The organism is Lysobacter enzymogenes, from assembly GCF_017168095.1.
Lineage (GTDB): Bacteria > Pseudomonadota > Gammaproteobacteria > Xanthomonadales > Xanthomonadaceae > Lysobacter > Lysobacter enzymogenes_D.
In genome coordinates this window covers 1-12,114 of the sequence record NZ_LXSD01000268.1, presented here as the reverse complement: position 1 = coordinate 12,114, position 12,114 = coordinate 1, and the positions used below count along the sequence as shown (strand labels likewise).

Annotated in this window: 8 protein-coding genes and 1 pseudogene; 3 read left to right on the top strand and 6 right to left on the bottom strand. The window is 71.5% G+C overall.

What is annotated here, in order from left to right; genetic code table 11:
• The 3 genes from recQ to A7A76_RS07740 form a co-directional block, all read right to left on the bottom strand.
• A partial coding sequence (recQ, locus tag A7A76_RS07745) for a DNA helicase RecQ (protein WP_206410656.1) occupies positions 1 to 1,575 on the bottom strand: 1,575 nt, incomplete at its 3' end.
• 86 nt (positions 1,576 to 1,661) lie between these two features.
• Positions 1,662 to 1,769 carry a DUF6053 domain-containing protein gene (locus A7A76_RS26370; protein WP_428995105.1) on the bottom strand — a complete coding sequence of 36 codons (108 nt, stop codon included), beginning with the start codon at positions 1,767 to 1,769 and terminating at the stop codon, positions 1,662 to 1,664.
• A 143-nt stretch (positions 1,770 to 1,912) separates the two neighbouring features.
• On the bottom strand, positions 1,913 to 2,488 hold the full coding sequence (locus A7A76_RS07740) for a Dps family protein (RefSeq protein WP_206410655.1): 576 nt from the start codon (positions 2,486 to 2,488) through the stop codon (positions 1,913 to 1,915).
• A gap of 156 nt (positions 2,489 to 2,644) precedes the next feature.
• Here A7A76_RS07740 and hrpA point away from each other — a divergent pair, with 156 nt between their 5' ends.
• Positions 2,645 to 6,754: an ATP-dependent RNA helicase HrpA gene (gene hrpA / locus A7A76_RS07735; RefSeq protein ID WP_206410654.1), complete on the top strand. Its 4,110-nt coding sequence runs from the start codon at positions 2,645 to 2,647 to the stop codon at positions 6,752 to 6,754.
• A gap of 244 nt (positions 6,755 to 6,998) precedes the next feature.
• On the opposite strand, the gene A7A76_RS07730 is transcribed toward hrpA, so the two are convergent.
• The gene (locus A7A76_RS07730; protein ID WP_206410653.1) at positions 6,999 to 7,481 is read right to left on the bottom strand and encodes a hypothetical protein; all 483 of its coding nucleotides are present in this window, start codon (positions 7,479 to 7,481) and stop codon (positions 6,999 to 7,001) included.
• 185 nt (positions 7,482 to 7,666) lie between these two features.
• Entirely contained in the window at positions 7,667 to 8,185 is a 519-nt protein-coding gene (locus tag A7A76_RS07725; RefSeq protein WP_206410652.1) for a hypothetical protein, read from the bottom strand.
• 84 nt (positions 8,186 to 8,269) lie between these two features.
• On the opposite strand from A7A76_RS07725, the gene A7A76_RS07720 reads away from it, so the two are divergent.
• Entirely contained in the window at positions 8,270 to 10,441 is a 2,172-nt protein-coding gene (locus A7A76_RS07720) for a RelA/SpoT family protein (RefSeq protein WP_428995104.1), read from the top strand.
• 40 nt (positions 10,442 to 10,481) lie between these two features.
• Here A7A76_RS07720 and A7A76_RS26365 read toward each other — a convergent pair.
• A pseudogene (locus tag A7A76_RS26365) lies at positions 10,482 to 10,544 on the bottom strand (DUF6053 domain-containing protein); the annotation flags it as partial.
• Between the two features lie 198 nt (positions 10,545 to 10,742).
• Here A7A76_RS26365 and A7A76_RS07715 point away from each other — a divergent pair.
• The coding region (locus A7A76_RS07715) for a hypothetical protein (RefSeq protein WP_206410651.1) at positions 10,743 to 12,114 on the top strand (1,372 nt) is incomplete at its 3' end.

The window sequence follows — 12,114 nt, the reverse complement described above, 5'->3', positions numbered from 1 at the left end:
GCCCGCGCCGCCGCCGCGCGATTTCTTGCCGCCGGCGCCGCGCGCGGGCTTGGCGGTCTCGCTGCGGAAGCGCAGGCTGCGCTCGCCGCGCAGCACCGGGCCGGAGTCGGCGGTCAGGCGCAGCGCGCCGTGGCGTTCGATGTCGGCCTCGAGCAGGCCGCCGGCGACGAGCTGGCGGAACACGCTGCTCCACTGGCGCGCGTCGAGGTCGGCGCCGATGCCGAAGGTGCTCAGGTCCTCGTGGCCGAAGCGCGTGACCTTCTCGGTGGTCTGCCCGCGCAGCACGTCGATGACGTGGCCGGCGCCGAAGCGCTGGCCGGTGCGGTACACGCACGACAGCGCCTTGCGCGCGGCGGTGGTGCCGTCCCAGCTCTGCGGCGGCTCCAGGCAGTTGTCGCAGTTGCCGCAGTCGCCCGGGTGCGGTTCGCCGAACCAGCCGAGCAGGCCCTTGCGCCGGCATTCGGTGGATTCGCAATAGCCCAGCAGCGAATCGAGCTTGCGCAGCTCCACCCGCTTGCGTTCCTCGCCGGCTTCGCCTTGCTGGATCAACTGGCGCAGGCTCACCACATCGCCCAGGCCGTAGCACAGCCAGGCCTCGGCCGGTTCGCCGTCGCGGCCGGCGCGGCCGGTTTCCTGGTAATAGCCTTCGATCGACTTGGGCAGGTCGACGTGGGCGACGAAGCGCACGTCGGGCTTGTCGATGCCCATGCCGAAGGCGATCGTGGCGACCATGACCACGCCGTCCTCCTGCAGGAACCGGCGCTGGTTGGCCGCGCGCGACTCGGCCGGCATGCCGGCGTGGTAGGGCAGGGCGTGGATCCCGGCCTCCACCAGCTGCGCGGCCACGGTTTCCACGCGCCGGCGCGAGAACGCGTAGACGATGCCGCTGTCGCCGCGGTGCGCGGACAGGAAGTCGAGCAGCTGGCGGTTGCCGTTGTCCTTGTGGACCACGCGGTAGCGCAGGTTGGGGCGGTCGAACGAGCTGACGAAGCGGCGCGCGTCTTCCAGGTTGAGCCGCTCGGCGATCTCGCGCTGGGTCGGCGCGTCGGCGGTGGCGGTCAGGGCGATGCGCGGGATCTGCGGCCAGCGCTCGTGCAGGATCGTCAGTTCGCGGTATTCGGGGCGGAAGTCGTGGCCCCATTGCGAGACGCAGTGGGCCTCGTCGATGGCGAACAGGGCGATGTTGGCGCGGTCGATCAGGTTCAGGCAGCGCGCGGTCAGCAGGCGCTCGGGCGCCACGTACAGCAGGTCGAGCTCGCCGGCGAGCAGTTCGCGCTCGATCCGCGCGGCCTCGTCGGCCGACAGGGTGGAGTTGAGGTATTCCGCGCGCACGCCGAGCTGGCGCAGCGCCTCGACCTGGTCCTGCATCAGCGCGATCAGCGGCGAGACCACCAGGCCGCAGCCTTCGCGCACCAGCGAGGGAATCTGGTAGCACAGCGATTTGCCGCCGCCGGTCGGCATCAGCACCAGGGCGTCGCCGCCGTCGACCACGTGCTGGACGATCTGCGCCTGTTCGCCGCGGAACGCGGTGTGGCCGAAGACGCGGTGGAGGATTTCGAGTGCGGGGGACGACATGGGCCTAGTTTAGCGGCGCGGCCGCGCGCGGCGGTCGGAGAACGGCGATCCGGCGGGTCGGGGATCGGTGCGGGCGGTTGTGGGGCCTATGCCGTGGGACGGATTTCAATTGTGGGAGGGCCTTCAGGCCCGATGCTTTTGTTCCAGGCGGCGGCGACCTGATCGACAAGCATCGGGCCTGAAGGCCCTCCCACAACAGGCCTTCCCACAGCAGGCCTTCCTACAACACAGCCTCCACAACAGGTCCTGCCATAACCGAAAAACCCCTCCCGGCAAGGCGGAGAGGGGTTTCGGCAGCGAACCCGCGCGGCCTGCGCCGCGCCGGGCCCCGGACCGGTCACTGCAGCAGCGAGCGCAGCATCCAGGCGTACTTCTCGTGGGTCTGCAGGCGCTGGGTCAGCAGATCCTCGGTCGGCGCGTCGTCGACGTCGTCGGCCTGGTCGAGTACCTTGCGCGCGGTGCGGCACACCGCCTCGTTGCCGACCACCAGCTGGCGTACCATTTCGCGCCAGTCGGCCGCGTCGCTCAGGCCCGGCTCTTCCGGGATCGAGGACAGGCGCACGAACTCGGCATAGGAGCCCGGGGCGTTGAAGCCCAGGGCGCGGATGCGCTCGGCGATCTCGTCCAGCGCGGTCCACTGCTCGTTGTACTGGGTCTCGAACATGACGTGCAGGCTGTTGAACATCGGCCCGGTCACGTTCCAGTGGAAGTTGTGGGTCTTCAGGTACAGGGTGTAGCTGTCGGCCAGGAACCGCGACAGGCCCTCGGCGATCTTCTTGCGATCAGCCGGCGAGATCCCGATATCGATCGACGGGCCGCGGTCGTTCGGGCCGGGCGAGGCGGCCGGGTTCACCGGCGTTTCCTTGCCGGACTTGCCGGGTTTGCTCTTGTCGGACTTGCTGGGCTTGGCCATGTGCGACTCCTTCATTGGGGGATGTGCATGGAAAGACGGGGTTCCGGCGGTCCGGACCGTTCTTCGATGGGGTCCGGACTTTGCGGCGACAATAGGCGCAGTCGCCGCGGAAGTGAAATGGTTTGTTTTTAGCGCTGCAATGCAGACGATCTATCGATGAATACCAGCCAATCCAAACAGTCTAAGCAGGCCGATGCGAGCGCTGCGTTACGGCAGGCGCGCCGCGCCATCGACGGCGCGCTGAGCCGCGACCGCGGCCGCCTGCACGGGCTGTGGTCGCGCTGGAGCGGCAAGCCCGCCGACGCGGCCGCGCAGGAGGCGTTCGCCAAGGCGCTGGCGGCGTCGCTGGCGCAGCGCCAGGCGCGCGCGGCGGCGCTGCCGCAGGCGCCGGTGGATCCGGCTTTGCCGATCGCGGCCGAAGCCGACCGCATCGTCGAGCTGATCCGCAAGCATCCGGTGGTGGTGATCGCCGGCGAGACCGGCTCGGGCAAGACCACCCAGTTGCCCAAGCTGTGCCTGGCCGCCGGCCGCGGCGCCGCCGGCCTGATCGGCTGCACCCAGCCGCGCCGCATCGCCGCGCGCGCGGTGGCGCGGCGCGTGGCCGAGGAACTGGGCACCGAGCTCGGCGGCGCGGTCGGCTACCAGGTGCGCTTCAACGAGAACGTCGGCGAGCGCACCGCGGTCAAGTTCATGACCGACGGCATCCTGCTGGCCGAGATCCAGTCCGACCGCTTCCTGTCGGCCTACGACACCATCCTGATCGACGAGGCGCACGAGCGCAGCCTCAACATCGATTTCCTGCTCGGCTATCTCAAGCAACTGCTGAAGAAGCGCCCGGACCTCAAGGTCATCGTGACCTCGGCGACCATCGACACCGAGCGCTTCGCCGCGCACTTCGACGGCGCGCCGGTGGTCAGCGTGGAGGGCCGCGGCTATCCGGTGAACGTGCGCTATCGCCCGCTGGACGATGCCGAAGCGCAAGCCGCGGACGAGGCCCATCCGCCGCGCCGCGCGGCCGCGGCGAACGCCGAAGCGCGCAATCCCAATGCTGCGCGCAGCGTCAACGACGGCATCGTCGCCGCCTGCGACGAGATCACCCGCGAGGATCCGCGCGGCGACGTGCTGATTTTCCTGTCCGGCGAGCGCGAGATCCGCGACGCCCACCAGGCGCTGGAGCGGCGCAAATACCGCGAGACCGAAGTGCTGCCGCTGTACGCGCGGCTGTCGGTGCGCGACCAGGACCGGGTGTTCAACCCTGGCCCCAAGCGCCGCATCGTGCTGGCGACCAACGTCGCCGAAACCTCGCTGACGGTGCCGCGCATCCGCTACGTGGTCGATCCGGGCCTGGCCCGGGTCAAGCGCTACAGCCCGCGCGGCAAGCTCGACCGTTTGCACATCGAGCCGGTCAGCCAGGCCAGCGCCGATCAGCGCAAGGGCCGCTGCGGACGCATCAGCGAAGGCACCTGCTATCGCCTCTACAGCGAAGCCGATTTCCAGTCGCGGCCGCAGTACACCGACCCGGAAATCCGCCGCGCCGCGTTGGCGGGCGTGATCTTGCGGATGCTGTCGCTGGGGCTGGGCGATATCGAAGCGTTCCCGTTCCTGGAACCGCCCGACAGCCGCGCCATCGCCGATGGCTGGCAGCAGTTGAACGAACTCGGCGCGGTCGACGAGCAGCGCAAGCTCACAGCGACCGGACGCACGATGGCGCGCCTGCCGGTGGACGTGAAGCTGGCGCGCATGCTGGTGGCCGCCAACCAGCACGGCTGCCTGCGCGAGACCATCGCGATCGCCGCGTTCCTGGGCATCCAGGATCCGCGCGAGCGTCCGGCCGACCAGCGCGCCGCGGCCGACAACGCGCATGCGCTGTTCGCCGACCCGCGTTCGGAGTTCGTCGGCATCCTCAAGCTGTGGGACGCCTATCAGCAGGCCCACCAGGAACTCACCCAGTCCAGGCTGCGCGGCTGGTGCGAGAAGCATTTCCTCGGCTTCCTGCGCATGCGCGAGTGGCGCGAGCTGCACCGCCAGCTGAAGCTGCTGTGCGACGAACTGGGCTGGCGCAGCCGCGAGGCCGCGGACGCGCCGGCCGGCGAGCCGATGGACGCGGCCGCCTACGCCACCTTGCACCGCGCGCTGATCGCCGGCCTGCCGACCCAGGTCGGTTTCCGCGGCGACAAGGGAATTTACGACGGCCCGCGCGGGCGCAAGTACACCTTGTTCCCCGGCTCGCCGCTGGCCAAGAAGCCGCCGCCGTGGCTGCTGTCGGCGACCTTGCTCGACACCGAGCGGGTGTGGTCGATGACCAATGCCGCGATCGAGCCGGACTGGGCGATCCAGGAGCTGCCGCACCTGCTCGCGCGGCGCCATCACGACCCGCGCTGGTCGCGCTCGCAGGGCCGCGTGGTCGGCAGCGAGCAGATCAGCCTGTTCGGGCTGGTGCTGGCGCCGAAGCGGCCGATCCACTACGGCGCGCTGTACCCGGAAGAAAGCCGCGCGATCTTCGCCCGCGATGCGCTGGTGACCGGCGAGATCAACACCCGTGCCGGGTTCCTGGCGCGCAACCTCGCCACGCTGGCGAAAGCGCGCGAAGAGGAAGCCAAGCAGCGCCGCGCCGGTCTGGTGGTGGACGAGGAATGGATGGCGCAGTGGTACCTCGACCGCTTGCCGCCGCAGGTGCACAACGCGCAGGCGCTGGACGCCTGGTACAACAAGCTGCCGGCGAACGAGAAGGCCGCGCTGGAATGGAGCGCCGACGATCTGATGATCGGCGGCGAGAGCGAGGCCGCGCGCTTCCCGCCGTATCTGCAGCTCGGCCAGGCCAGGCTGGCGGTGCGTTACCGCTTCGAGCCCGGCGCGCCCGACGACGGCATGACGTTGGCGGTGCCGCTGCATCTGCTCAACGCGCTCGACCCGGCGCAGCTGTCGTGGCTGGCGCCGGGCTTCGTCGCCGACAAGGCCGCGGCGCTGATCAAGTCGCTGCCCAAGGCGCTGCGGCGCAACTTCGTGCCGGCGCCGGATTTCGCCAAGGCCTTCTACGAAGCGCATCCCAAACCGGAAGCCGACGATTTCGCCGGCGCGCTGGCGCGGTTCCTGCGCAAGCTCGGCGGGGTCGAGATCGCGGCGACGGATTTCGACCCGGGTTCGATCGACGCGCATCTGCGCATGAACCTGCGTTTGCTCGAATACCCGGCCGGCCAGGAAGGGCGTCGCGGCAAGGGCGAGCCGACGGTGCTGGCCGAATCGCGCGACCTCGACGAGCTGCGCGCGCGCTTCGGCGAACGCGCCGCGCGCGCGTTCGCCGCGCGCGCCGCCGACGGCCTGGGCCAGCGCGGGCTGACGACGTTCCCCGAGCAGCCGATCCCGCTGTCGGTGCCCGGCGCCGCCGGCGTGCCGGCGTTCCCGGCGCTGCACGACGACGGCGACAGCGTGTCGCTGCGCGTGCACGCCGAGCGCGAGGCGGCGCTGCGCGCGCATCCGCGCGGCGTGCGCCGGTTGCTGGCGCTGGCGATGGTGGAAAAGCTCAAGCAGGCGCGCAAGCAATTGCCGATCCAGCCCAAGATCGGGCTGCTGTACGCGGCGATCGAATCGGCCGCGCCGCGCCAGGAGCGCGATTCGCTGCTGCGCCAGGCCCAGGCCGGCAACGCCGCCGGCCGCGCCGCGCTCGACCGTCCGCGCGACGGCGACCGCTTGCGCGAGGACATCGTCGACGGCGCGGTGCAGTCGCTGCTCGGCGAGGACGCCGAGCTGGTGCAGGTGCGCGACGCGGCCGCGTTCGAGCTGCGCCGCGACGAGGTCGCGCGCAAGCTGTTTCCCGAGGCGATGGAGCGCTTGCGCCAGGCCGAGGCGATCCTGGCCGCGGTCGCCGAAGTGCGCGCGCGCCTGGAATCGCCGTTGATGGGCTGGGCCAGCGGCAACCTCGACGACATGCGCGCGCAACTGGCGCGGCTGACCCCGCCGGGCTTCCTGCGCGACGTGCCGACCGCGGCGCTGGCCGAATACCCGCGTTACCTCAAGGCGCTGTCGACCCGCGGCGAACGCGCGCTGCGCGATCCGGTGCGCGACCAGGCGCGCATGCTCGAACTCAAGCCCTTCGTCGATGCCTTGGATGCGGCGACGGCGGCCGGCGAGGGCGACGACGCCGGCTGGCAGGCCTTGCGCTGGGACATCGAGGAATTGCGCGTGTCGCTGTTCGCGCAGGAGCTGGGCGTGCGCGGCGGGGTGTCGCCGAAGAAGCTGGCGCAGCGGCTGGCGGCGTTGCGCGGTTGAGCCAGGCCGCGGAACTGCGGTTCTCGGTTCCTCGGTCCCGAGGCTTCGGCTCTTGTGGGAGGGACTTCAGTCCCGATGCTTTTCTTTCAGATCGCTTCGACCTGAGCGGAGAGCATCGGGACTGAAGTCCCTCCCACAAGAGCGAAGCATCCGGGCCGAAGTCCCTCCTGCACAACACCGCCGCCCCAAAACGACGCAGGCGGCCCGAAGGCCGCCTGCGCACCCCGCGCGAAACCGCCGCGCCTCATTCCACCCGCTTGACCTTGGCCTTCTGGGTCTGCCCTTCGGCCTCCAGGTACCAGCCGCCCATCATGCCGGGGCGGATGGTCACCTTCGGCGCCGGCACCGGCTTGCCGAGAAACAGCGAACCTTCGATCACGCGCCAGCGCTGGCCGTTCTCCAGCTCCAGCACGGTGCCGCCGGACCAGCCGCGGAACTCGCCGGCCTTGAGCTTGCTGACCAGCGGCTCCTCCGGCCCGTGGCGGTCGAGCAGGCCGCGGCGCTCGGAGCGCACCTGCCTGGCGGTTTCCTCGACCGCGACGGCGCGGTCTTGCGACAGCAACTGGTCGAGCAGCTGGATCTGCTGCGGCGACAGCGTGTCCAGGCCCGTGGCCTTGAGCTGCTCCGCGCTCAGGCGCTGCTGCAGCGGCACATAACGCTCGGCGCCGTGGGCGGCGCCAGCGAGGACGAACGACAGGGCAACGGCCAACGGCAACGACACTCGCATGGGAACAACTCCGGCGTTCGAAGCGGACTGCGGAAGGAAGCCCCGCCGCGTACGGCGGGGCGCTGGGTATCAACTTGCCTGGAACCGGCCTGCTGTGAGCGGGTTCGCTTGAAGCCGGCTCGCTTGAAGCAGACCCGCCTGAAGCAGGCTCGCCACAAGCCGGCCCGCCCAGGCCCGGCCGGCGATCACTTGACCCGGACCACCTTGGCGCGGGTGTTGTAGCCCTGCACCGACAGATACCAGGCGTTGCCGATGATGCTCGGGGTGATGCGGACTTCCGGCGAGTCCAGGTTCACGCCCGGCAGGTCCGCGTTGTCGTCCTGGCGCCATTCCTGGCCGTTATCGAGGACGAAGGTCATGCCGCGCTGGAAGCCTTCGAAGCGGCCGCTCATGCGCGCCACCACCGGCTCCTTGGACGCGCTGCGTTCGAAGAAGCCGCGGCGCTCGTGCGCGGTCTCTTCCTTGGCCTTGACCGCGGCCTTGCTGGTTTCGGCGTCGAGGGTGCGGTTGAGCCAGGCGTTCAGGTTGGCCAGTTCCTGGTCGCTGAGCTTGGTCAGGCCGGCGTTCTTGAACTGTTCGGCGCTCATCTGCTGCTCGATCTTCTGCTGCGCCAGCGCGGCCGGAGCGGCCAGGCAGGTGGCCAGGGCGAGCAGCAGCGGGGCGGCGGCGAGACGGCGCGGCGCGGTGGGGGCGATTGCGGGCATTCGTGCGGTTCCTCGGCTGTTCCTCGGGACGGATGCTCGCTAGTGTAGACGCTAGCTCCTCCCGCTTCTCCACTCCCCCGCGCAGTGAACGTTTCCGCCGAACCGCCCGCACCGCCCCTGTCCGACGTCCTGGCCTTGCCCGCGGCGGCGGCCCTGTCCGCGCCGCTGCGCGCCGGTCTGCTGAACGCGGCGCGCGCGCCGCAGGCCGGCGACGGCGCGCTGGACTCGCCGGCGGTGGTCGCCGCCACCCTCGATGCGCTGGCCCTGCTCGGCGCCGACGGCGACACCGTGGCCGCGGCGCTGCTGCACGCCTATCCGGGCTGGGCCGCGGCGCTGGGCCCGGGCTGGGAACGCGAACACCCGGTGCTGGCCGCGCTGCTCGACGGCCAGCGCGCCGCCGGGCAGGTCTGGGCGCTGCACGCCGAACCCGGCCGCCAGTCCGGCAGCGAAGGCCTGCGCCGGCTGCTGCTGGCGATCGTGCGCGACCTGCGGGTGGTGCCGATCCTGCTGGCGCGGCAGCTGGCGCGGCTGCGCCACGCCGACAGCCTGCCGCCGGCGACCCGGCGCGAACTGGCCGCGCTGACCCGCGACATCCACGCGCCGCTGGCCAACCGGCTCGGCATCTGGCAGCTCAAGTGGGAGCTGGAAGACCTCGCGTTCCGCTACCTGGAACCGCAGACCTACCAGAAGATCGCGCGCCTGCTTGACGAGAAGCGCGCCGACCGCGAGCGCTACATCGAGAACGTCAAGCGCGTGCTGCGCGAGGCGATGGCCGCGCAGGGCGTGCGCGCCGAGGTCGCCGGCCGGCCCAAGCACATCTACAGCATCTGGAAGAAGATGCAGCGCAAGGACGTGCCGATCGGAGAGCTCTACGACCTGCGCGCGGTGCGGGTGATGGTCGACGACCTGGCCTCGTGCTACGCCGCGCTCGGCGTGGTCCACGCGCAGTGGACGCCGATCCCGAGCGAGTTCGACGACTACATCGCCCGGCCCAAGCGCAACGACTACCGCTCGCTGCACACCGCCGTGGTCGGGCCGGAAGGCAAGACGCTGGAGGTGCAGATCCGCACCCACGAGATGCACCGCCAGGCCGAACTCGGCGTGGCCGCGCACTGGAAGTACAAGGAAGTCGGCAGCCAGAGCGCCGACGCCGCGTTCGACCGCAAGATCGCCTGGATGCGGCGCCTGCTCGACACCAAGGCCGACGGCGGCGGCGACGAGGCGCTGGCCGGCGAGCTCGATACCGAACTGGTCGAGGACCGGGTCTACGTGCTGACCCCCAAGGGCGAGGTGATCGACCTGCCGGCGGGGGCGACGCCGCTGGATTTCGCCTATCACGTGCACACCGAGGTCGGCCATCGCTGCCGCGGCGCCAAGGTCGACGGGCGGATCGTGCCGCTCGACCACAAGCTGCGCAGCGGCGACCGGGTCGAAATCCTGACCGCGAAGACCGGCGAGCCGCGCCGCGACTGGCTGGTGGCGGCGAACGGCTTCCTCGCCAGCAACCGCTCGCGCGAGAAGGTGCGCACCTGGTTCCACAAGCTCGACCGCTCGCGCAACGAAGCGGCCGGGCGCGAGCTGCTGGACAAGGAACTGCGCCGGCTCGGCCTGCTCGGCGCCGAGCTGGCGCCGGTGCTGGAACGCTTCAGCCTGGCCAGCGACGGCGACCTGTACGTGCAGGTGGCGCTGGGTTATCTCGGCCCGCATCAGGTCGGCCGCGCCTTGCTCGAACACGAACGCGCCGCCGCGCCGGCCGCACCGCCGCCGGCCTCGAGCGTGATCGCGGTGTCCGCGCGCAAGCCGGCCGGCAAGGCCACCGACTTCACCGTCGAAGGCGTGGGCAACCTGCTGGTGCAGCTGGCGCGTTGCTGCCAGCCGCTGCCGGGCGAGCCCATCGTCGGCTACCTGACCCGCGGCCGCGGCGTCAGCGTGCACCGTCCCGGCTGCGCCGCGTTCGAGCGCCTGGCCGCGGCCCAGCCGCAGCGGGTGCTGCCGGTGGAGTGGGGGCGCAAGGGCTCCAACTACGAAGTCGATATCGAAGTGCTGGCCCTGGACCGCAAGTGGCTGCTCAAGGAAGTCACCAACGTCATCGCCCAGGGCAACGCGCACGTGCTGAGCATCCGCAGCGACGTCGAGCGCAACGGCGCGCAGGTGCGGCTGCGCTTCCGCCTGCGCGTGGGCGACTACGGCCAGCTGTCGAACCTGCTCGGCAAGCTGTCGTCGCTGCCGGGCGTGGAGTACGCGCAGCGCCAGTAAGCCGCGCGTCCTGCTCGCCGCGTTCTTGTGGCGGCGCTGTTGTGGGAGGGGCTTCAGTCCCGATGCTTTTCTTTCGGATTGCTTCGACCTGAGCCGAAAGCATCGGGCCTCAAGGCCCCCCACAAGCAGAGCTCCTCCCACAAGGACACGGATGAGGCGTCGGGGGGCCGCCTGTGGGAGGGCCTTCAGGCCCGACGCTTCGCGCTCCGGGCTGGACGACCCCGCCAACAACCCAAACCCTCGCCGCCGCCCACCGCCGCGCAATCGCGATCGTCATCCGCGCAGCGCTATCCTGTGCGCCGTGAATCCGCGCCCGCCCGCCACGCCCGATCTCGCCGCCGACCCGTCGGGCGGCGCGCGCATCGAACCGGCCGCCGGCGACTGGACCGAACTGGATTTCGACGCGCCGCACCGCCGCGACCGCGAACACGACGACAACGCCGACGCCGGCCTGCGCGGCTGGCTGCTGCGCCACTGGCTGCGCGTCGCGCTGATCCTGGCCGGCATCGCTGCGCTCGCCGCGCTGACGCTGTGGCGGCAGCCGCTGTCGGAATGGGTGTGGCCGGAAACCCGCCTGCAGCGCCTGCGCGACCAGGCCGCGCAGGCCTTGTCGGAGGGGCGGCTGAGTTCGCCCGACGGCCGCGGCGCGCGCGAGCTGTACGAAGCCGCGCTGGCGGTCGACCCCGACCGCGGCGACGCCCGCCAGGGCCTGGCCCGCACCGGCGAGGTCGCCTTGCAGCAGGCGCGCCAGGCCATCGACGGCGGCCATTTCGAATTCGCCCGCCAGCGCATCGCGCTGGCCCGCGACCTGGCCGTGCCGCGGGCCCAGGTCGAACCGCTGGCGCAGTTGCTGCGCCAGCGCGAAGCCGCTCACGCCGGCCTGGACCGCATGGTCGCCGCGGCCGCGGGCGCGCGCGAGCAGGGCCGCCTGGACGGCGCGCCCGACGCCGCGCTGCCGCTGTACCTGCGCGTGCTGGAGCTGCAGCCGCAGCGCAACGACGCGCTGGAAGGCCGCGACGACACCCTCGCCGACCTGCTGCAGCAGGCGCGCCAGGCGCTGGAGCGCGGCGAACTGGTGCGCGGCGCGCAGGGCATCGCCCGCGCCCAGGAAGCCGACCCCGGCCACGCCGACCTGCCCGACAGCCTGACCTTGCTGGAGCTGCGCCTGGAGCGGCGCCGCGCCGAAGCCGCGCAGGCCCTGCGCCGGCAGCGCCTCGACGCGGCGGTGGAGGCGTATCGCGATGTTTTGACGGTGCGGCCCGACGATGCCGCCGCGCGCGAAGGATTGATCGCCGTAGCCGCTGCCCATGCCGAACGCAGCGAACGGTTGGCCGCGGATTTCCGCTTCGCCGACGCCGAAGCAGAACTCGGCCTGGCGCGCGCGATCGCTCCGGCCGCGCCGGCGGTGGCGACCGCGCGCCAGCACCTGGACCGCGCGCGCGAATCGCGCAAACGCTTCGATCAGGAAGGCCCGGCGCACCGGCGCCAGTCTTTGCAGCGGCTGCTGGCCGAGGCCGCCGCGGCCGAGCAGCGCGGCGACCTGCTGACCCCGCCCGGCGACAGCGCTTACGACAAGCTGCGCGCGGCGCAGGCGATCGCGCCCAACGATGCGGCGGTGCGCGCGGCCGCCGCGCGCTTGCTGCCGGCGGCCAAGCGCTGCTTCGAGCGCGAGC